Origin of the sequence: Winslowiella iniecta (assembly GCF_001267535.1) — a bacterium.
GTDB lineage: Bacteria > Pseudomonadota > Gammaproteobacteria > Enterobacterales > Enterobacteriaceae > Erwinia > Erwinia iniecta.
In genome coordinates this window covers 113,730-134,074 of the sequence record NZ_JRXE01000015.1, presented here as the reverse complement: position 1 = coordinate 134,074, position 20,345 = coordinate 113,730, and the positions used below count along the sequence as shown (strand labels likewise).

At 54.4% G+C, this 20,345-nt stretch carries 22 protein-coding genes, 2 tRNA genes and 1 rRNA gene; 16 read left to right on the top strand and 9 right to left on the bottom strand.

The window, feature by feature from the left end; genetic code table 11:
* The 3 genes from rrf to dkgB form a co-directional block, all read left to right on the top strand.
* Positions 1-79: ribosomal RNA gene (gene rrf, locus NG42_RS23870) — 5S ribosomal RNA — on the top strand; the annotation flags it as partial.
* Positions 80-165: 86 nt separating this feature from the next.
* Positions 166-242, top strand: a tRNA-Asp gene (locus tag NG42_RS12355).
* 168 nt (positions 243-410) lie between these two features.
* The gene (dkgB, locus tag NG42_RS12350; RefSeq protein ID WP_052899737.1) at positions 411-1,214 is read left to right on the top strand and encodes a 2,5-didehydrogluconate reductase DkgB; all 804 of its coding nucleotides are present in this window, start codon (positions 411-413) and stop codon (positions 1,212-1,214) included.
* A 27-nt stretch (positions 1,215-1,241) separates the two neighbouring features.
* Here the strand turns inward: dkgB and yafC are convergent, their stop codons facing one another.
* Positions 1,242-2,144 (bottom strand): DNA-binding transcriptional regulator YafC, encoded by a 903-nt coding sequence (yafC, locus tag NG42_RS12345; RefSeq protein ID WP_052899736.1) that lies wholly within the window; start codon positions 2,142-2,144, stop codon positions 1,242-1,244.
* A 372-nt stretch (positions 2,145-2,516) separates the two neighbouring features.
* On the opposite strand from yafC, the gene NG42_RS12340 reads away from it, so the two are divergent.
* Together NG42_RS12340 and NG42_RS12335 are read left to right on the top strand one after the other, a co-directional pair.
* Complete coding sequence (locus tag NG42_RS12340; protein WP_052899735.1) at positions 2,517-3,320, top strand: endonuclease/exonuclease/phosphatase family protein; 804 nt, start codon at positions 2,517-2,519, stop codon at positions 3,318-3,320.
* 83 nt (positions 3,321-3,403) lie between these two features.
* Entirely contained in the window at positions 3,404-4,171 is a 768-nt protein-coding gene (locus NG42_RS12335) for a class I SAM-dependent methyltransferase (protein WP_052899734.1), read from the top strand.
* A 104-nt stretch (positions 4,172-4,275) separates the two neighbouring features.
* On the opposite strand, the gene mltD is transcribed toward NG42_RS12335, so the two are convergent.
* Together mltD and gloB are read right to left on the bottom strand one after the other, a co-directional pair.
* Positions 4,276-5,655 (bottom strand): murein transglycosylase D, encoded by a 1,380-nt coding sequence (gene mltD / locus NG42_RS12330; RefSeq protein WP_052899733.1) that lies wholly within the window; start codon positions 5,653-5,655, stop codon positions 4,276-4,278.
* 70 nt (positions 5,656-5,725) lie between these two features.
* On the bottom strand, positions 5,726-6,481 hold the full coding sequence (gene gloB / locus NG42_RS12325; protein WP_052899732.1) for a hydroxyacylglutathione hydrolase: 756 nt from the start codon (positions 6,479-6,481) through the stop codon (positions 5,726-5,728).
* 42 nt (positions 6,482-6,523) lie between these two features.
* On the opposite strand from gloB, the gene NG42_RS12320 reads away from it, so the two are divergent.
* On the top strand, positions 6,524-7,258 hold the full coding sequence (locus tag NG42_RS12320; RefSeq protein WP_052899731.1) for a methyltransferase domain-containing protein: 735 nt from the start codon (positions 6,524-6,526) through the stop codon (positions 7,256-7,258).
* Here the strand turns inward: NG42_RS12320 and rnhA are convergent.
* The gene (gene rnhA / locus NG42_RS12315) at positions 7,243-7,809 is read right to left on the bottom strand and encodes a ribonuclease HI (RefSeq protein WP_162231030.1); all 567 of its coding nucleotides are present in this window, start codon (positions 7,807-7,809) and stop codon (positions 7,243-7,245) included. The two genes, NG42_RS12320 and rnhA, sit on opposite strands and share 16 nt — an antisense overlap.
* Between rnhA and dnaQ the strand changes: the two genes are divergently transcribed.
* A complete protein-coding gene (gene dnaQ / locus NG42_RS12310) occupies positions 7,763-8,494 on the top strand; it encodes a DNA polymerase III subunit epsilon (RefSeq protein WP_052899729.1) in 732 nt (243 codons plus the stop codon). The two genes, rnhA and dnaQ, sit on opposite strands and share 47 nt — an antisense overlap.
* Positions 8,495-8,628: 134 nt before the next feature.
* A tRNA-Asp gene (locus tag NG42_RS12305) sits at positions 8,629-8,705 on the top strand.
* A 45-nt stretch (positions 8,706-8,750) separates the two neighbouring features.
* On the opposite strand, the gene NG42_RS12300 is transcribed toward NG42_RS12305, so the two are convergent.
* Complete coding sequence (locus NG42_RS12300; RefSeq protein ID WP_052899728.1) at positions 8,751-10,244, bottom strand: NCS1 family nucleobase:cation symporter-1; 1,494 nt, start codon at positions 10,242-10,244, stop codon at positions 8,751-8,753.
* Between the two features lie 144 nt (positions 10,245-10,388).
* On the opposite strand from NG42_RS12300, the gene NG42_RS12295 reads away from it, so the two are divergent.
* Genes NG42_RS12295 through puuE form a run of 3 tightly spaced genes read left to right on the top strand, consistent with a single transcriptional unit; the run spans position 10,389 to position 12,840 of the window.
* Positions 10,389-11,105: a GntR family transcriptional regulator gene (locus tag NG42_RS12295; RefSeq protein ID WP_052899727.1), complete on the top strand. Its 717-nt coding sequence runs from the start codon at positions 10,389-10,391 to the stop codon at positions 11,103-11,105.
* Positions 11,106-11,107: 2 nt separating this feature from the next.
* Positions 11,108-11,845, top strand: coding sequence for an allantoin racemase (gene hpxA, locus NG42_RS12290; protein ID WP_052899726.1), 738 nt, complete (start codon positions 11,108-11,110; stop codon positions 11,843-11,845).
* A gap of 35 nt (positions 11,846-11,880) precedes the next feature.
* Positions 11,881-12,840 carry an allantoinase PuuE gene (gene puuE / locus NG42_RS12285; protein ID WP_052899725.1) on the top strand — a complete coding sequence of 320 codons (960 nt, stop codon included), beginning with the start codon at positions 11,881-11,883 and terminating at the stop codon, positions 12,838-12,840.
* Between the two features lie 41 nt (positions 12,841-12,881).
* Here puuE and hpxZ read toward each other — a convergent pair whose 3' ends face one another.
* The 4 genes from hpxZ to NG42_RS12265 are packed head-to-tail and all read right to left on the bottom strand — an operon-like array spanning position 12,882 to position 16,443.
* Positions 12,882-13,265, bottom strand: coding sequence for an oxalurate catabolism protein HpxZ (gene hpxZ / locus NG42_RS12280; RefSeq protein WP_052899724.1), 384 nt, complete (start codon positions 13,263-13,265; stop codon positions 12,882-12,884).
* Complete coding sequence (locus NG42_RS12275; protein ID WP_052899723.1) at positions 13,265-14,662, bottom strand: AtzE family amidohydrolase; 1,398 nt, start codon at positions 14,660-14,662, stop codon at positions 13,265-13,267. The genes hpxZ and NG42_RS12275 overlap by 1 nt, the downstream gene beginning before the upstream one ends.
* Complete coding sequence (gene hpxX / locus NG42_RS12270) at positions 14,659-14,847, bottom strand: oxalurate catabolism protein HpxX (RefSeq protein WP_052899722.1); 189 nt, start codon at positions 14,845-14,847, stop codon at positions 14,659-14,661. Before hpxX ends, NG42_RS12275 begins: the two co-directional genes overlap by 4 nt.
* 9 nt (positions 14,848-14,856) lie before the next feature.
* Complete coding sequence (locus NG42_RS12265) at positions 14,857-16,443, bottom strand: gamma-glutamyltransferase family protein (RefSeq protein ID WP_052899745.1); 1,587 nt, start codon at positions 16,441-16,443, stop codon at positions 14,857-14,859.
* Between the two features lie 139 nt (positions 16,444-16,582).
* Here NG42_RS12265 and hpxU point away from each other — a divergent pair, with 139 nt between their 5' ends.
* The 5 genes from hpxU to NG42_RS12240 all read left to right on the top strand — a co-directional run.
* On the top strand, positions 16,583-17,422 hold the full coding sequence (gene hpxU / locus NG42_RS12260; RefSeq protein WP_052899721.1) for a MurR/RpiR family transcriptional regulator HpxU: 840 nt from the start codon (positions 16,583-16,585) through the stop codon (positions 17,420-17,422).
* Between the two features lie 194 nt (positions 17,423-17,616).
* Entirely contained in the window at positions 17,617-18,402 is a 786-nt protein-coding gene (locus NG42_RS12255) for a transporter substrate-binding domain-containing protein (protein ID WP_052899720.1), read from the top strand.
* Positions 18,403-18,411: 9 nt separating this feature from the next.
* Positions 18,412-19,077 carry an amino acid ABC transporter permease gene (locus NG42_RS12250; RefSeq protein ID WP_052899718.1) on the top strand — a complete coding sequence of 222 codons (666 nt, stop codon included), beginning with the start codon at positions 18,412-18,414 and terminating at the stop codon, positions 19,075-19,077.
* Positions 19,074-19,733 (top strand): ABC transporter permease subunit, encoded by a 660-nt coding sequence (locus NG42_RS12245; protein WP_156322080.1) that lies wholly within the window; start codon positions 19,074-19,076, stop codon positions 19,731-19,733. The genes NG42_RS12250 and NG42_RS12245 overlap by 4 nt, the downstream gene beginning before the upstream one ends.
* A partial coding sequence (locus NG42_RS12240; protein ID WP_052899748.1) for an amino acid ABC transporter ATP-binding protein occupies positions 19,714-20,345 on the top strand: 632 nt, incomplete at its 3' end. The genes NG42_RS12245 and NG42_RS12240, both read left to right, overlap by 20 nt.

Genomic DNA, 20,345 nt, shown 5'->3' with positions numbered 1-20,345 from the left:
TGCCGAACTCAGAAGTGAAACGCCGTAGCGCCGATGGTAGTGTGGGGTCTCCCCATGCGAGAGTAGGGAACTGCCAGGCATCAATTTAGTACCATTTCCCGTGACGCGGAAGTGAGAGAAACACCTGAAGTCAGACTGAAGGTCTGGAATCAGTACAGAATCGGTGGAGCGGTAGTTCAGTTGGTTAGAATACCTGCCTGTCACGCAGGGGGTCGCGGGTTCGAGCCCCGTCCGTTCCGCCACTTATTACGATAGCCCTGAGCATAAGCTCAGGGCTTTTTCGTGCGCATAAAACTCAATATTATTGCCGATTAGTCAAAAGTGTTATGCCCGTTACCGGCTTTTTAGGCAATAATATCACTGTCATACTCTCCTCACTGACTATTCAGAAATCAAGAAATGAGGAATTTATGACCATCCCCGCTTTTGGCTTAGGTACTTTCCGTTTACAAGATGACGTGGTTATCGCATCAGTAAAAAATGCGCTGGATCTCGGCTACCGCGCTATCGACACTGCACAGATTTATCAAAATGAAGCCGCTGTCGGTGAGGCGATTGAGCAGAGTAATGTGGCGCGCGAAGAGCTATTTATCACCACTAAAATCTGGATTGAAAACCTCTCCAGCGCAGCACTCATCCCCAGCCTGCAACAGAGCCTGGCTAAACTGCGCACCGATTACGTTGATCTTACCTTGATCCACTGGCCATCACCGGGTGCAGCGGTCTCAGTAGCCGAAACCATGCATGCACTGGTGGAAGCGAAGAGAGCCGGGCTGACGCGTCAGATTGGTATTTCAAACTTCACCACTGAGTTGATGCAGCAAGCTATTGATGCGGTTGGAGTTGATGAGATCGCCACCAATCAGATTGAATTGCATCCTTATCTGCAAAACCGCAAAGTGGTTGAATTTGCCCGACAAAAAGGGATCCCTGTCACTTCCTATATGACGCTGGCTTATGGCAAAGCGTTAAGTGATGAAGTGATTAAAAGCATTGCAAATAAACACCAGGCGACGCCAGCACAGGTGATTCTGGCGTGGGCAATGCAGTCAGGTTATGCAGTGATCCCTTCTTCGACTCAGCGCAAGAACCTGCAAAGTAATCTGCAAGCACAGTTGCTTAAGCTGGATGCGCAGGATATGGCGGAGATCGCCACACTGGACAGCCACGATCGTCTGGTCAGCCCGGAAGGACTGGCACCCGACTGGGATTAATCGTTAGCTGCCACTGTCGGACAGTCTTCACCCCCTCGAAGGCTGTCCATTGACCCACTCGCCAAGAAAATCAATAAAGGCGCGGATGCGCAAATTCACTGCCCCATCACTGTAATAGACCGCATTAAACGGCATCTCTACCGGTAACAGTTTGTCTGCCAGTACCTCAACTAATGTCCCCTCAGCAATTTCCTTATCGATCATATAATCCGACAAACAGGCAATACCATTAGCATTCAGGCAAAGTTGTTTAATGGTTTCACCGCTATTTGAACTGGTGTCCGGCGTGATATCGAACAACTGCCCATCCTGCTGTGGCACCGGCCAGCGATTAAGCCGTGGCGTTTCCACAAACCCGATGCAGGCATGATCTTGTAGATCATCAATGGTTTGCGGTGTACCGAACTGCGCTAAATAAGCCGGAGACGCGACAATTTTACGGTAACTGGTAAACAGCGGCCGTGCGCGCAGGCTCGAATCACTGAGATTGCCGGCGCGGATCGCCACATCCACTTTACGTTCAATCAGATTAATAAAAGTTTCCGACGAGACCAGCGAGAGCGTCATTTCCGGGTAGCGCTCACGAAATGGCTTAATCGCGGGCATCAACAAATGCAGTACCACCGGCGTGGCGGCGTCAATACGCAATAACCCGCTGGGGATGTTACGACTCTCAATCAGCTCATTCTCGGCGCTGGCCATCTCCTGCAGCAGCTTCTGTACCCGGCGGAAATAGCGTTCACCCTCCTGCGTGAGATTAACCTGTCGGGTGGTGCGCGTCAGTAATTCGACACCAAGTTTATTCTCCAGCTTCTTAACCGCACGGCTGACCGCAGAGTTAGCCATTGCAAGCTGTTCCGCGGCACGGCTGAAGCTGGCACTCTCAACCACTGCGACAAAGATTTTCAGTTCTTCGGATGTCGCTTTCATTATTGCTCCGTTCGCAAAATTAAATTGAGATTTTGAATATTTTTGTAATTTAAGCATGCACTGATAATCAGCGCTATCAGATACACATCATCTCTGGCGCGAAAAATACCGTTAGCGTTAATCTGCAACTCACCCTTGTTCCTCGCCGTATCGTCGAATGGTGTGTTAGTGAGGGGGGCGATGAGAATAGTGAGGTATAGCGGCCGCCTCGGTTAACTGTCAGGAACGGTCTGCTGAGGCAGGCCGTTTTAGCATTTGCTTACGCTAAGTTGCCATGAAATCGGCGGTACTCATTGAAACCGCGCCATAAAGCCCCTATAACTGAGAGATGAGATATAACACTCAGTCGTGATTAAGGGTACAGGCGATAAAGTGCGGAAGAAAACTTATGCCATGAGATACGTTGCAGGCCAGCCAGCGGAACGAATTTTTCCGCCAGGCGCGATGCTGCATGTAGGTCAGGCATTACCGCCCGGCGCGCCGTTACCGACCGACAACAAGCTGCGTGTTTTGGTGTGGAATATTTTCAAGCAGCAGCGTGCGGAGTGGTTATCGGTGCTGCAAAATTTTGGCAAAGATGCCCATCTGGTACTGTTGCAGGAAGCACAAACCACGCCTGAACTGGTGCAGTTTGCCACCACCAATTATCTTGCCGCCGATCAGGTTCCGGCTTTTGTTTTACCCCAGCATCCTTCAGGCGTGATGACGCTGGCTGCGGCACATCCGATTTATTGTTGTCCACTGCGTGAGCGCGAGCCGCTGCTGCGACTGGCTAAGTCTGCGCTGGTCACCGCCTATCCACTGCCCACCGGCGAAATGCTGATGGTAGTGAATATCCATGCGGTTAACTTTAGCTTTGGTGTTGATGTTTACAGTAAACAACTGGGGCCAATTGGTGAACAGATCCTGCACCATAAAGGCCCCGTCATTATGGCGGGCGATTTTAACGCCTGGAGCCGTCAGCGCATGAATGCGCTGTATCGTTTTGCGCGCGAAATGACGCTGCGTGAAGTGCGTTTTACCGATGATCATCGGCGCAAAGCCTTTGGTCGTCCACTCGATTTTGTTTTCTACCGTGGGATGAATGTTGCAGAGGCTTCCGTCCTTGTCACCCGCGCATCCGATCATAACCCGCTACTCGTTGAATTCCATCCCGGCAAGCCTGAGCTTCTCTAAGGATAATTCGGGCCTGCCTTCAGGGCAGGTCAGTCACGTCTGCCCCTCTTTATAAAAAACCAAAAAACAGAGGAAACAGAGATATGGCAACGCAAAGTCACCACCATAATGTCGAAAAACAGTTTGGCGATCAGGCCAGTGCTTATCTGAGCAGTGCGGTGCACGCCAGCGGGCGTGATTTGCAGCGGCTGGCTGAGCGACTGTCAGGCTCGCCACAGGCGCGGGTGCTCGATCTGGGATGTGGGGCAGGGCATGCCAGCTTTGTGGCAGCAGAGCAGGTACAGGCGGTGGTAGCTTATGATCTCTCGTCACAAATGCTGGATGTGGTCACCGAAGCGGCGCAGCAGCGCGGTTTACCACATTTAACCACCCAGCAGGGTTATGCCGAATCACTGCCTTTTGTCGACGGCGAGTTTGATATTGTGATCAGCCGTTATTCGGCGCATCACTGGCATGATGTTGGCCAGGCCTTACGTGAAGTGAAACGGGTGCTGAAACCGGGTGGCAAAGTGATATTTATGGACGTCAGCGCGCCGGGCAATAGTGTGCTGGATATCTGGCTGCAAACGGTGGAAGCACTGCGCGACACCTCACATGTGCATAATTATCATCCGGGTGAATGGCTGGCGATGTTTACCGAAGCCGGATTAGCGATTAACAGCGTAACGCAGGATCGTTTGCATTTGGAGTTCACCAGCTGGATTGCACGAATGCGCACTCCTGAGGTGCTGGTAAACGCAATTCGTGCTTATCAGCAGTCTGCATCCGACGAGGTGAAACGCTACTATGCTTTAGAAGGTGATGGCAGCTTCAGCTCCGATATTATTTTTATTGAAGCGTACAAGCCCTAGGGGCGGCGTTACCATCAGAACGGGAGTCGAAAACGGCTCCCCTGGAAATCAGATAAAAAAAGCCACTCCGCAGAGTGGCTTTTTATCGGGTATAGCTGAACAGCTTAGCTGTCTGGCGTGTCGTTATTATTTACAAACAGCGTCAGCTTATCGCCGGGCTGAATGTTTTTCGCGTCACTCAGTACGGTATTCCAGCGCATCACATCTTTGGCGTTAACGCCGTGACGCTTAGCAATACTGGCAAGGGAATCCCCTTTGCGTACCTGATAAGTGATGCTGCTGTTATTAGCCAGCTCGGTGCCTTTATCGCTGCCTACGCTTAACGTCTGACCCGGTTTAATATTTGCGCCGCGCAAATTGTTCGCGCGCTGCAAATCTTTTACCGAAACGCCCAGTCGCTTCGCGATGCCAGATAAGGTGTCGCCTGTGCGAACCTTATAGCCACCGACATTGCTACTGTTGTTCGCCACCAGCGTGGGTTGAACCGCAGCAATATCACCTGTCGCCAGGGAGTTACGCAACGTGGCAACATTCGACTTTGGCACCATAATATAATGGGGACCGTTAGGCGCTGTTGCTCCGCGTTTGTAACCCGTATTAAAGCTTTTTAGCTTGTTCAGTGACATGCCTGCCATTTCGGCAGCCTGTGTCAGTTCAATCTGCTGGCCCACTTCCACCCGCGCCAGAGCACGGCTTTCGTTAGGGGTCGGCAGTTTGATACCGTAACGTTTGCTGTTCTTCAGGATCTCACCCAAAGCCAGCATTTTCGGCACATACACCGTGGTTTCGCGTGGTAACGATAAATTCCAGAAGTCGGTCGGTTTCCCGCGCGCTTTATTCTGTTTTACCGCTTTCATGACGCGTCCTTCACCGCTGTTATAGGCTGCAACGGTCAGTAACCAGTCGCCGCCAAACATGCCGTTCAGGCGCTCCATCATATCCAGCGCAACCTTGGTAGATGCGACGATGTCACGTCGACCGTCATACCACTGGTTCTGTTTCAAACCATAATTACGCCCCGTAGCCGGGACAATCTGCCAAATGCCTGCGGCATTGGCGGATGATGTCGCGTGGGGGTCAAAAGCGCTCTCCACTATGGGTAGCAGTACCAGTTCCATCGGCATCTTACGTTTTTTAATCTGCTCGACAATCCAGTACATATACGGCTCTGCCCGTAATGTTACATCGTGGAGATAGCTCTTGTTCTTCAGGTACTTCTGTTTTTGGTCACGGATCCGGGAATTTTCCGGAACCTCCATCTTCAGCTCGTCACTAATGAAATTCCAAAGATCCTGGTCTTCTGCGAGGCTCGTTCCATCATCCTGCCAACGCGGAGACAACATCCGATCTGAGTACTTTCCGTTTTCACCTTGACCTGCCGAAGACAGACTCTGTGCATGCTGTTCTGGGATGTTGGCATCATGCCTTGACGCCTGACAACCCACCAGCAAGACCGAGGCGAGTAATATCGCTTTAGCCTTCATGTGTGTGTCAATAGTTTGCTTAAAAGACGAGCAATCATACGTGGTCGGTTTGCACAACACAACCACAATATCAAAAACTGTCTTTCAACTCGCGTAAACGCGCAAACACCTGCCACAGATGCTGTGGTGCACAATCGAATCCTAAAACTCGCTGTAAATCAGTATCTTCCGTTCTTAAAAATAAATTAATCTTTCGCTCAAGAGCCAGTTTTGTTGGCAGTGTAATGCGATTTTCAGCGCGTAACTCCTTAATTTGCAGGCAATAGCGTGCAATTTCATTATCTGTCGGCAGAGTGGCTTGCGCAAACTTCAAATTGGATAATGTATATTCATGGGCGCAGCAAACCAGAGTATCGTCGGGAAGTTCACTAAGCTTTTGAAAGGATTCAAACATCTGCTCCGGCGAACCTTCAAATAACCGTCCGCAACCGCCGGAAAACAACGTGTCGCCACAGAAAAGGTAAGGCGAGCTGTAATATGAGATATGTCCTAAAGTATGACCGGGCGTATAAATAACGCTAAATTCGCGGCCCAAAATAGTGAAGCGATCACCCTCACTGACAATCTCGGTGGCCCCTTTATCTTGTGTCTCTTGTGGGCCATACACCACTAATTGTGGCCAGGTTTCGAGGAGTTGTTTTACGCCGCCAACGTGATCGTGGTGGTGATGAGTGAGCAAAATCGCCACCGGTTGCCAGTGGTTTTTTTGTACTGCTGCGATGACCGGAGCCGCTTCGCCCGGGTCAACAATCAGGCAGTGACCGCTTTCATCATTTAGCGTCCAGATGTAGTTGTCCTGGAGTGCGGGAATGCTGGTAAGATTCATAGACACCTCTCGAAGGCCGTGAAGGAATGAAGATGGTAAAGCATGAAGCCCGCTAAAACACGCCAAATTCTCAATGCGCCAGACTCCTGGGCGGATATGCCCTGGGGCGACTATTTTCGTGACGCGCTTTCACAACATTTGCAGCCTTGTCTCGCCAAGCTGTATGGCTTTCATCTGCTTAAAATTGGCAATCTTAGCGCTGAAATTGATACTCAGGCCTGCGCGATTTCGCATCAGGTAAATGTCGGCAAGCAAGGGGAAAAGTTACAGGTAATCGCTGACCCCATGCGCCTGCCGTTTGAGTCAAAGTCGGTTGATGCCTGTTTACTGGCGCATACCCTGGCATGGAGTAGCGACCCTCACTGTATTTTACGCGAAGTTGATCGCGTCCTGATTGATGACGGCTGGATGATTATCAGCGGTTTCAATCCGTTCAGCCTGCTGGGGATCGGCAAAGGCATTCCGGGATTGCACCGCCGTGCGCCGTGGAGCGGGCGGATGTTCAGTCAGATGCGCCTGCTCGACTGGCTGAGCCTGCTGAACTATGAAGTGATACACCGCACCCGTTTTCAGGTGGTGCCGTGGAACCGGCAGGGAGGCAAAATGATTAGCGCGCACTTACCGGCTCTGGGCTGCCTGAATATTGTGGTGGCGCGTAAACGGACCTTCCCGTTAACCATGACGCCGGCGAAAAAGCAGACCAGCAAAGGTCATCTCCGACCGGCAGTCTCTGCCACCCGGCAGTTTCGTGACAACAACGATCACGACTCCTGCTGATAACCGACATCGTCAAATGCCGGGCTACCGGCCGCGCTGCGTGCCAGTTCGTCGCAGCGCTCGTTTTCCGGATGTCCGGCGTGGCCCTTAACCCATTCCCATTTGATATCATGGTGGCTTAAGGCGCTGTCGAGCCGTTTCCACAGATCGACATTTTTAACCGGTTTTTTATCGGCAGTTTTCCAGCCGCGCTTTTTCCAGTTATGAATCCAGCTGGTGATGCCCTGACGCACATACTGACTGTCGGTGCTCAGCGTGACGGTGCACGGCTGGGTTAATGCTTCCAGCGCAACGATGGCGGCCATCATTTCCATGCGGTTATTGGTGGTCAGGTGATAACCGGCACTAAAGGTTTTTTCGTGCTGTCCGTAGCGCAAAATGGCGCCGTAACCACCGGGACCCGGATTACCGAGGCAGGAACCATCGGTGAAAATTTCTACCTGTTTACGCATCTCTGGTAAACTTCCCTCTGACAAAACGCCAAGTCTGACATAAACGAGCCCTATGAGCACAGCAATTACACGCCAGATCGTACTCGATACGGAAACCACCGGTATGAACATGATCGGTGTCCACTATGAAGGCCACCGCATTATTGAAATCGGTGCCGTCGAGGTGGTTAACCGCCGCCTGACCGGTAACAATTTCCATATGTACTTAAAGCCGGATCGGCTGGTGGATCCGGAAGCCTTCGGGGTTCACGGTATTGCCGATGAATTTCTTGCCGACAAGCCCACTTTCAGTGAGATCGCCGACGAGTTTCTCGATTATATTCGCGGCGCGGAGCTGGTGATTCATAACGCCTCGTTTGATATCGGCTTTATGGATTATGAGTTCAGCAAGCTGAAGCGCAATATCCCGAAAACCGATACCTTCTGTCAGGTGACCGACAGTCTGTTGATGGCGCGTAAGATGTTCCCGGGTAAGCGTAACAGCCTTGATGCGCTCTGCTCGCGCTACGACATTGATAACAGTAAACGAACGCTGCACGGCGCACTGCTCGATGCCGAGATCCTCGCCGACGTATTCCTGATTATGACCGGCGGCCAGACCTCGCTCTCATTTTCGCAGGAAGGTGAGCGTCAGGAAGCCGATGGCAGCGAAAGTATTCAGCGTATTGCGCGCCCGGTTTCCGCGCTGCGTGTGCTGCAAGCCAGTGATGAAGAAGTGATGGCGCACGAACAGCGGCTGGATCTCGTAATGAAGAAGGGTGGCAGCTGTTTGTGGCGGGTATAAGTGACTCATAATGCGTTAAAAAAGCAGCGTAACGATGAAAAAAGCGCCAAACGAAAAGTTATCTGCTAAAAAGCATTGACGGAAATTTCCGGTGCCATTAATATTCGCCTCGTTCCCGACGGGGAACAAAGCGCGGAGCGGTAGTTCAGTTGGTTAGAATACCTGCCTGTCACGCAGGGGGTCGCGGGTTCGAGCCCCGTCCGTTCCGCCAACATTCAGAAAGCCTGATTCAGAAATGAATCAGGCTTTCGTCGTTTTAATCCTTCTGCATCACCACTTCCGCGCGAAAGCCTGGCGCAGGCGCAGCACGTTCATCACGCGCAATCCAGCGATAGACACTGCCGCTTAACAGTACGCCAATAAACCAGCTAAAGTTAGCGACCGCATGCAGCGACGGCGTAAAGCTTATCGCCAGACCTATTGCCACCGCCGGCAGCAGTGCCGCAATTGCTTTCGGGTTAAAACCGCCGCGATACCAATATTTACCCTTTGGCGTGGCATCAAACAGATCGTCTACCGAAACCTTCCCGCGCTTAATCAGATAGAAATCCACCAGCAAAATACCGAACAGTGGCCCGATAAATGCGCCCAGCACGTCCAGTGTATAGTGGATTAACTCGGGTGACTGGAACAGATTCCACGGGGTCAACAGCACCGAACCGACTGCCGCAATCATCCCGCCGGTGCGGAAGCTGATTTTTTGCGGCGAACAGTTAGAGAAATCGAAGGCCGGAGAGACGAAGTTCGCCACAATATTAATGCCGATGGTAGCGGTAATCATGGTCAACAGACCAATCGCCACCGCCAGATCGTTGCCGACCATACTGACGGTTTCGATAGGGTCGGTGATCATTTTGCCAAACAGTGACTGTGTACCGGAGACAATCACTACCGTTACCAGTGAAAACAGCAGGAAGTTAAACGGTAAACCCCAGCGGTTGCCGCGGCGAATGTCGCCCATGCTTTTGCCGTAGCGCGCGAAGTCACCAAAGTTAAGCAGCGGGCCGGAGAAGTAAGAGACCACTAATGCAGTCGCGGTAAGCATTTGCCAGCTCTGTTCACCCACGCTCAGTTGCTTACTTGCCAGCGTAAACGAGATGCCGTCAAAACCGGTCTGATAAACAATCCAGCCCGCCAGCGCCACCATCACTACATACACTGCCGGACCGGCAACATCGATAAAGCGTTTGATGGCGTTCATACCGTGCCAGAACACCATTGCCTGGAGCACCCACATCACCCCAAAACAGATCCAGCCGAGTTGCGACAGCCCCAGCCAGGCGCTTTGCGTCATCGGCGTCAGCGCCGGCCAGAATTTTAGCGTCACCAGCATCAGCGCATTGGCCGCCAGCCAGGTCTGAATGCCGTACCAGGCAAAAGCGATCAGGCCGCGAATCACCGCCGGAATATTGGCACCAAATACGCCAAATGCCTGACGACAAATCACGGCATAAGGTACACCGGCCATCTGGCTCGGTTTCGCCACCAGATTGGCACACAGCTGGACGATACAAATGCCCACCAGCAGACAAAGCAGCACCTGCCAGCTCGCCAGACCTAAGGTGAAGAAGCTGGCGGCGACCACATAGCCACCCATACTGTGTACATCCGACATCCAGAAGGAAAAGATGTTGTACCAACTCCAGCTCTGATTGCGCGTCGGGGCCAGATCCTCGTTACACAACCGTGGACTGTAGCTGGCGTGGGCTTCGTTTGCCGACCCCGGGTTAACACGTTGACTATTTGGCATGAAACCTGCTCCTCTCAATTCAACCAATAACAAACTGCGTTAACGAGGTATTGCAGGAATCAGGCCAGAAATTGATTTTTGTATACAATAGATAAATTTCATGTATACGATTCTTGTATGCAATGACATTTACCGGAGTAGGGAATGAAGAGTGAAAACGGCCTGAAAACGGCTTCGGACCTGAATGACAAAGATGAGCCGATCTATCAGGCACTGATGACAGCGATTGTTGAGCATCAGTTGCCACCCGGCAGCAAATTACCGGAAGAGGCGCTGTCGGAGGTATTTGGCGTCAGCCGCACCGGGATTCGCAAAGTATTACAACGCCTCGCGGCAGTGCAAATGATCACCCTGACGCCCAAACGTGGTGCACAAGTGGCGACGCCGACCGTCGAAGAGGCGCAGGATATCTTTCGCAGCCGTTCAATTATTGAGTGCGCCAATCTGCCGTTCGTGCTGGAGCATTGTCAGCCACCGCACCTGGCGGCGCTGGAAAAGCTGATCGGCGAAGAGCAGCAGGCACATGAGGATCATGATGGTGCCGCGGCTATCCGCCTCTCGGCGGCATTTCATATTCAGCTACAGGCGATTTCCGGCAATCAGGTGCTGACCGAAATGGTGACGCGACTGACGCAGCGCTCGTCCTTAGTGGTCGCCGCGTATGGCGCACCCTGGCAGCAAGGTTGTCGCTGTAACGATCACCAACGACTGATTACGCTGCTGCGTGAAAAAGCACTTAAACCGCTGACTGACGCGTTGCAGCAACATTTTTCCCATATCGTGGCAAGCCTGCACTTTGAACGCAGTGGTGAAACCTTACCGGATTTCGCCCGCCTGTTTACTGCGAAGGGGGCGCGTTAATCATGCAGAAGCAGATTATTCAGGTGATCAATCCTAATACCAGCTGGGGCATGACGGAAACTATTGCCACGGCGGCGCGGGCGGTGGCGTCGCCCATGACTGAAATTGTTGCCGTGTCGCCTTCGCAGGGGCTGCCTTCAATTGAGGGCCATTTTGATGAGGCGATTGCCACGGTTGGCGTGCTGGAGCAGATCAAGCTGGGGCGCGAACAGGGCGTCAGCGGCCATGTGATTGCCTGCTTCGGCGATCCGGGGCTGCTGGCGGCGCGTGAACTGGCAAACGGGCCGGTGGTGGGCATTGCGGAAGCCGCGATGCATATGGCGACGCTGGTCGCGACGCGTTTTTCGATTGTCACTACGCTGCCGCGCACGCTGGTGATTGCGCGTCATTTACTGCGTCAGTATGGCTTTGAACATCACTGTGCGGCGCTGCATGCCATCGATTTACCGGTGCTGGCGCTGGAAGATGGCAGCGGAATGGCCCAGGAAAAAGTGCGTGCGCGCTGTATCCAGGCGAAACGCGAGGACGGCAGCGGTGCCATTGTGCTGGGGTGCGGCGGTATGGCGACGCTGGCGCAAGAGTTAACGCATGAGCTGGGACTGCCGGTTATCGACGGCGTGGGCGCAGCGGTAAAAATGGTGGAATCGCTGGTAGCGCTGGGATTATCAACCAGCAAGCATGGCGATCTTGATTATCCGAGACGAAAAGCCGCGACCGGTGTTTTCCAGCATCTAAACTGAGTGGATGATTCGGCTCGACGACAGGAAACCTGACAATGAATGATGCCGTAGAAAAAAAAGAGTACAGCTTTAACAAAAACTATCCGCGTGACCTGCGCGGTTACGCCGGTAAGCCGCCGCATGCGGCATGGCCGGACGAGGCGCGTATCGCGGTGCAGTTTGTGCTTAACTATGAAGAGGGCGCGGAAAATAACGTACTGCACGGTGACGCCGGTTCTGAACAGTTTTTGTCGGACATTATTGGCGCGGCCAGCTATCCCGAACGTCATATGTCGATGGATTCGCTGTATGAATACGGTTCCCGCGCCGGTTTCTGGCGCATTCATCATGAGTTCCAGAAACGTGGCTTGCCGCTCACTGTTTTTGGCGTGGCGATGGCGCTGGCGCGTCATCCGGAAATCGTCGAGGCGATTAAGCAGGCCGATTACGATGTAGTCAGCCACGGCTGGCGCTGGATCCACTATCAGGCGATGGATGCCAAAACCGAACGTCAGCATATGCAGCAGGCGATTGATGTGCTGAGCGATCTGTTTGGTAAAGCGCCTACCGGCTGGTATACCGGCCGCGACAGCCCGAATACCCGGCGGCTGGTGGTTGAGCAGGGTGGATTCACTTATGACAGCGACTATTATGGCGACGACTTACCGTTCTGGACGCAGGTTACCTGTCAGGATGGTTCGGTGAAACCGCATCTGATTATTCCATATACTCTGGAAACCAACGATATGCGCTTCGCGACGCCGCAAGGCTTTAATACGGCGGAGCAGTTTTATACTTATCTGAAAGACAGCTTTGACGTGCTGTATGAAGAGGGCGAGAGCGCGCCGAAGATGATGTCGATTGGTATGCACTGCCGTTTGTTGGGGCGTCCGGGGCGCTTTAAAGCGCTGCAACGTTTCCTCGATTATATCCAGCAGCATGACAAGGTGTGGATCTGTACCCGCCAGCAGATTGCTGATCACTGGGTGAAAACGCATCCTGCCGAGCAGCCGTAACGCGTAGAGGCGGCGTTTTCGCCGCCCTGAGTTCAGCCTGTTCAGTTCATTAAACTTACCTGTGCCGCCACAATCCGCCAGCCAACGGGTAATTTCACCCAGCTCTGCTGCTGGCGACCAATCTTATCGCTGCCGACGCGGGTAAACTCGGTACTGCACACCGCATAGTCTTCGCCGAAGGTGGTAATCACCGTATTACGTAACTGACGATCCAGCCCGGCCGATGGACGCGCAGCGCGAAAAGCGCGGATCGCTTCAATTCCGTATAAATTTTCACCGGCACCGAGGCGCACCGTGCGCTCATCGTGCCAGAACAGTTCATCCAGCACCGCAGTATCATTACTGACCAGCGCTTGTTCGTAACGGTAAAATGCGGCCGTCACTTCGGCGACAATCGTCGGACGATTAATCTCTTCACTCTTCATTATTTGCTCACTGTAGCGGCTTGCGCCATAACCAGACCCTGCTGTTCCAGCGCACGCGCGGCACGCAGAGCCATCTCTTCTTTAAACGGTGCGGCAATCAGCTGCACGCCAATCGGTAAGCCGCTGGCAGTTTGCAGCGGCACGGTAGTGACCGGTAAGCCGAGGAATGAGATCGGCTGCGTCAGCATGCCCATACTGGCGCGGGTTGGCAGATCTACCCCGTTGATATGCATTGTCTCCTGACCAATCGTGGTGGCACTGCATGGCGTGGCGGGCGCGATCAGCACATCGAAATGTGCAAACAGCGGCAGTACCTGCTGCTGGAAATGACGGCGGAAACGCTGGGCCTGAATATACCAGGCGGCCGGAATCATCGCGCCAGCCAGCAGGCGTTCACGCGACAGCGGCTCGAAGCGCTCCGGGGTGGCGCGCAGTGCCGGTAAGTAGTGGTTGCCGCCTTCCGACGCGCTAATCAGAAAAGCGGAAGAGCGGGCAATTTCGGCGTCAGCAAATGTCACTTCGTCACTGGCGTTCAGTGCGCGTGCCGTCGTGGCAACTGCCGCGCGGGCATCCTCATTACACAACTGGTGAAAATAGCCGCCGAGCACGCCACAGCGTAACCCTTCCTGTCCTTTAGACAGCGCGGCCAGCGTCGGTTGCGGCGACTGGTCGGCCTGGAAAGCATCAGTGCTGTCGCGCCCCTGCAAGGCGTCATACACCAGCGCCAGGTCTTTCGTGCTGCGGGCAAACGGGCCAATATGATCGAGGCTGGCGACAAACGGATGGCTGCCGCTACGGGACAGGCGGCCAAAGGTCGGTTTTAAGCCTAAAATTCCGCACAGTGAGGCGGGAACCCTGATCGAGCCATTGGTATCGGTTCCGAGAGAGAAGTGCACCAGCCCGGCGGCCACCGCTGCTGCTGAACCGCCCGACGATCCACCGGCGATACGAGTTAGATCACGCGGATTGTGCGTCGCGCCATAGTGGCTGTTTTCGGTGGTAAAGCCGTAAGCGTAGGCGTCCATATTCAGCATGCCGGAAAGCAATGCGCCGGATTGTGCCAGTTTATTGACCGCCCAGGCATCCTCACGCGCCGCAGGGCGATCGCTGAACAGACTGGCACCGGCCAGCGTGCTGTATCCGGCAACATCAAACAGATTTTTTACTGCATAGGGCACCGCGGCCAGTGGCGGTAACGGCTGGCCATCACGACGCTGACGATCGATAATATCGGCTTCCTGCAACATGCGGTCGGCGGTGATTTCCGTCCAGGCGTTCAGCGCCGGATTATGCTGTTCAATGGCGCTCAGCGTCTGTTGCGCTATCTCACGGGCGCTGAGATCGCCGCATACCAGCGCATTTTGCAGTTGAGCAATGCTAAATTCTGCCAGCTTCATGCCTGATACACTCCTGCCACTTCCAGCCGATCGTCGAGGGGATAAGCCATTAGCGGCGCTGACATCGTGGCGATACGGCTAAACTGGGTCAGTAATTCGGCACGGCGCGCATCATCCAGTTCCAGCGCCAGCACCTGCTCCATTTGTGCCAGATAAGCAGCCCAGTCAGGGGTATTTTTCATCATTCTCTCCTGTTAAAAACCGGCAGCGCTGCCGTTGCTGCGTGGGTCAAATGCCCCTTCCAGCATGCCGTTGTTATGACGCACAATCGCGCCTGCATGGCCGACGGCCTCACTGAAATCCGGCAGGATTTCCACTTCGTGTCCCAGTGCGCGCAGGGTGGCGAGCGTTTCAGCCGAGAAACGGCCTTCCAGCTTCAGCGAGTCGGACGCCTGTCCCCAGGTGCGGCCCAGCAGCCAGCGCGGTGCGCTGATCGCCTGCTGCAGCGGTAATCCCTGCACCACGTGACGGGTAAAAATCGCCGCCTGAGTTTGCGGCTGACCGTCGCCGCCCATCGAGCCATACACCAGCGTGCGGCCATCATGCAGCCGTGCCGCCGCCGGATTCAGGGTATGGAATGGCTGTTTTCCTGGCGCCAGCGCCAGCAGATGGCCGGGTTGCAGGCTGAAGGCCGCGCCACGGTTTTGCCAGGTAATACCGGTATCCGGCAACACCACGCCGCTGCCAAATTCATGATAGATACTCTGGATAAACGACACCGCCAGCCCGCTGCTGTCCATCACGCCCATCCATACCGTATCGCCAGGCCCGCGCCCGGTTCCCCACGGCGCGGCTTTCGCATCGTCAATTTTTGCCGCCATTGCCGCCAGCCGGTCGGAGTCCAGCAGCGACTGCATCTCTTCAGTGATATGGTGCGGATCGGTGATGTATTGATCGCGCAGGCCGAATGCCAGTTTGGTGGCCTCAACAATACGGTGCACAGTCTGCGCATCGTCAGCATCGGCCATATTCAGCCGATCGGTGATGCCCAGGATCGCCAGCGACACCAGCCCCTGAGTCGGCGGCGTCATATTGTAGATTTCGCCCTGCTGATGCGAGACGCGCAGCGGTGTACGACGCTGCGCCTGATGGTTGTGCAGATCTTCCAGCGTAATCGGCATGCCGAGCCGCGACATCTCCAGTGCCAGCTTATTCGCCAGCGGGCCACGGTAGAAACTTTCCAGTCCGTCGAGCGTCAGTGCGGTAAGCGTATTTGCCAGATCCGGCTGGGTAAAACGGCTGCCGCTGCGCGGCGCTTCACCGTCGGGTAAAAAAATGCGGGCAAAACCGGGCTGATCGACCAGTTCGCTGAATTTACTCTGGGTGGCTGACGCCTGCGACTGGGTGACGGGAATGCCGTCAGCGGCATAGCGAATGGCATCAGCCAGCAGCCGGGCAACCGGTTGTTGCGCGCCACCCAACTCTGCCGAGACCTTCAGCGCTTCCGCCCAGCCGCTGACGGTTCCGGCTACCGTCAACGCCGCCTTCGGGCCGCGATGCGGAATGGTCTTTTCACCCTGGTAGAAATCGAAATGTGCCAGCGAGCCGGCTGCGCCACTGGCATCAATGGCAATCGGATCGCCGTTAGGCGGCATAATTAACCAGAAACCGTCACCGCCCAACCCGTTCATATGCGGATAAACCACGGCGATAGTCGCGGCAGCGGCCACCATCGCCTCAATTGCATTGCCGCCTTCACGCAGCACGGCAAGTGCACTTTCACTCGCCAGATGGTGAGGTGCCACCGCCATTCCCAGCGGGGCCATATTACTTTGAATCATCTGTGGCTCTTTTTTTTCGGATAACAGAGAGCAACAGTGAAGCAAGAGATGTTCCAGTTTTCCAAATTTTTCGTTAGCTGCACGGAGGCGGGTATGAAATGTGCTATGTTCTGTGAAACGAAAGTTACATGAGATCGCCATGAAACAGCTTGATGAACGCCTGAAAAGCCATTACCCGCAGTTGTCGCCGCAGGAGCAGCGCATTGCGGACTTTGTCTTTGACCATTTTGACGATCTTATCAGCTATAACAGCGCGGAACTGGCGCGCCTCAGCGGGGTGTCGAAAGCCACCGTCAGCCGGTTGTTTAAGCGTTTAGGCTATGAAAAATATAAGGATATGCGCGACGAGCTGCGTACGTTGCGTCAAAGCGGCATGCCGTTAACCGATAACCGCGATGCGGTTCAGGGCAATACACTGCTGGCGCGTCACTATAAGCAGGAGATGGCGAACCTGACGCAGTGGGTTAATCGTCTCGATACGGCACAGTTTGGCGAGATTATTCAGGCGCTGGCGCAGGGTAAGCGGGTGTTTGTTGTCGGAATGCGCAATGCTTATCCGGTCGCGCTGCATCTGCGTCAGCAGCTGGTACAGGCGCGATCGCAGGTGTATCTGTTACCGCAGCCCGGCCAGACGCTGGCGGAAGAGCTGGTGGATATCACGCCGCAGGACGTAGTCGTGGTGGTGGCGTTTCGCCGTCGCCCGCGCATTATCAAGCCGTTGTTACAGCAGTTGCAGCAGGACAATATTCCGGTCTTGCTGATTTGTGAACCGCAGGCGCAGGGCGTTATGGCGCTGTCGCGCTGGCAGCTGTGTGCCTCGCTGGACAGCGTGTCCGCCTTCGACAGCTACGGCTCGGCGATGAGCGTGGTCAACCTGCTGGCCAACGCCTTACTGCACGAATTATTGTCGCAGGGGCGTCAGCGCATCCATCAAATTGCCGACCTTTATCAGCATATGGACGAGCTGGAACAGCGTTAACGGGGCACCATTTTGGTGCCTTGCCTCTTTTTGGTTCAATCTTTTGCTCTCCTTTCTGTCTTCACTTCTCGCTCCCTTTCCATCCAAATCTGTTGGTTAGCTAAATTCTGCGTGCGCTGCGTGATTGGCACATTAGTTGCAGAATGCATTTACAAGAATCTTTTGTTTCATGATTAACTAACCGGGGTATGATGATGAAAAAAGTATTGATGGCGGCACTCGGCGCGGCGTTGATGTTAAGTCAGGTGACGCAGGCCATGGCCGATCAGTTGCAGGATATCCAGAAACGCGGCGTACTGCGGGTGGCGGTGCCGCAGGATTTCCCGCCGTTTGGTTCAGTCGGTACTGATTTGCAGCCACAGGGCTACGACATTGATATGGCGAAATACCTCGCAAAACAGATGAAACTAAAGTTACAGCTGGTGCCGGTCACCAGTGCTAACCGCGTGCCTTATTTACAGACTGACAAAGTCGATCTGGTGATCTCCAGCATGGGAAAAAACGCTGAGCGCGAAAGGGTGATCGATTTTACCCGCGCTTATGCGCCGTTCTTCCTTGGCGTGTTTGGCCCGAAAGACGCGGTGCTGAAAGATGCGGCTGAACTGAACGGCAAGTCGATTGGTGTTACCCGCGGCGCGGTGGAAGATATGGTGCTAAGCGACGTTGCGCCGAAGCAGGCACAGGTGAAACGTTACGAAGATAACAATACCACGCTGTCCGCTTATCTCTCCGGTCAGGTGCAGTATGTCGCGACCGGCAACCTGGTGGTGGCGGCGATTACGCGCCAGAACGCCGATAAAGCGCCGGTGGCGAAATTTATGCTGAAGGATTCCCCGTGCTTTATCGGCCTGCGCAAAAATGAACCGGCGCTGAAAGAGAAAATTAATGCGCTGATTGAGCAGGCGGTGGCGGATAACACGCTGAACGGCATGTCGGAACAGTGGCTGAAAGCCCCTCTGCCCGCGAACTTAGGCGCGTAAGGAAGGACGATGATCGGACAACTCGACTTTGCCGCGCTGTGGCCCCACTGGCCGGAACTGCTGTCCGGTCTGTGGGTGACCATCCAGCTCACCGTGCTGGCGACGGTCGGCGGCGTGGGGCTGGGTATTTTTGGCGCGGCGCTGCGCAGCGGCAAACCTTCATGGCTGAGCCGTCTCTGGGGGCTGTACGTTGAGCTGATTCGCAATACCCCGTTTGTGGTTCAGCTGTTTTTTATCGTTTTTGGCCTGCCGAATATGGGGCTGAAACTGACCGCTGGTGAAGCCGCGCTGCTGGCGATGCTGATTAACCTCGGCGCTTACAGCACCGAAATTATTCGCGCCGGTATTCAGGTGACGCCAAAAGGGCAGTGGGAAGCCGGGCGCGTGCTGGGACTGAGCCGTTCGCAGACCTTTTTTCGCGTGGTGCTGCCGCCGTCGCTGAAACGCATTTATCCGGCGCTGGTCAGTCAGTGCATTATCGTGATGCTAGGCTCCTCGGTGGTGTCGCAAGTGTCGTATGAAGAGCTGACCTTCGCCGCTAACCTGATTCAGTCACGGACTTTTTTAAGTTTTGAAGTCTATCTGGTCACCACGCTGATGTATCTGATGTTGTCGATTGCCATGCGTCAGTTACTGCTGGCCGCGGGACGTAAATGGTTTGGAGAGCAGCCATGATGACCACTTTTACCGACTGGGACATTCTGCGCAATCTGCTGCTGGCGGCGCGCTGGACCCTTCTGCTGTCACTGACAGCATTTCTTGGCGGCACGCTGGTCACCCTGCCGTTGCTGCTGTTGCGTCTGACCCGCCGTCGCTGGCCGTTGCGCATTATTCGCGGCTACGTCGAACTGTTTCAGGGCACGCCGCTGCTGATGCAGCTATTTCTGGCGTTTTTTGGTGTCGCCCTGTTTGGCATTGATGTTTCGCCGTGGACCGCCGCCTCGCTGGCGCTGACGCTCTATACCAGCGCTTTCCTGCTCGATATCTGGTACGGCAGCATCAATGCGTTGCCAAAAGGGCAGTGGGAAGCCTCGCGCTGTCTCGGGCTGAGTTTTGGTCAGACGCTGTTTCGGGTGATTGCGCCCCAGGCGGTGCGCATTGGCATCGCGCCGACCGTCGGTTTTGCGGTGCAGGTAATCAAAGGCACCGCGCTGGCATCGATTATCGGCTTTGTCGAGCTGACCAAAGCCGGAACCATACTGAATAACGTCACTTATCAGCCATTTAAAGTTTTTGGGTTGGTGGCGCTGGGCTACTTCCTGCTGTGTTATCCGCTGTCTCGCTACAGCCAGTATCTGGAGAAGAAATTCAATGCCGCTCATCACCATTAATCAGGTGCAGAAATATTACGGGCAGAATCACGTATTAAAAGGCGTAGATCTCGATATCGAAATGGGTGAGGTGATTTCGATTATTGGCCGTAGTGGTTCAGGTAAAAGCACACTGCTGCGCTGCATCAACGGGCTGGAAGGTTACCAGGAAGGCAGTATCAAACTGGGCGGCATCACCATCACTGACCGCGATTCACAGGCGCGCGAAATCAGCCGTTCGGTCGGGATGGTATTCCAGAGCTTTAATCTGTTTCCGCATATGACCGCACTGGAAAACGTGATGCTGGCTCCGCGCCGGGTATTGAAGAAACGCCCGGAAGAGTGTCGTCAGCTGGCGGTGCAGATGCTGGAAAAGGTCGGTCTCGGCGACCGCATCGATTTCTACCCGGCCAATTTATCCGGCGGTCAGCAGCAGCGTGTAGCGATTGCTCGTGCGCTGGCGATGACGCCAAAAGTACTGCTGTGTGATGAGATTACCTCCGCACTGGATCCCGAGCTGGTGGGTGAAGTGCTGAAAGTGCTGGAGCAGCTGGCGAAAGAGGGCATGACGTTGATTCTGGTGACCCACGAAATGAATTTCGCCCGTGAAGTTGGCGACCGCGTGGTGTTTAT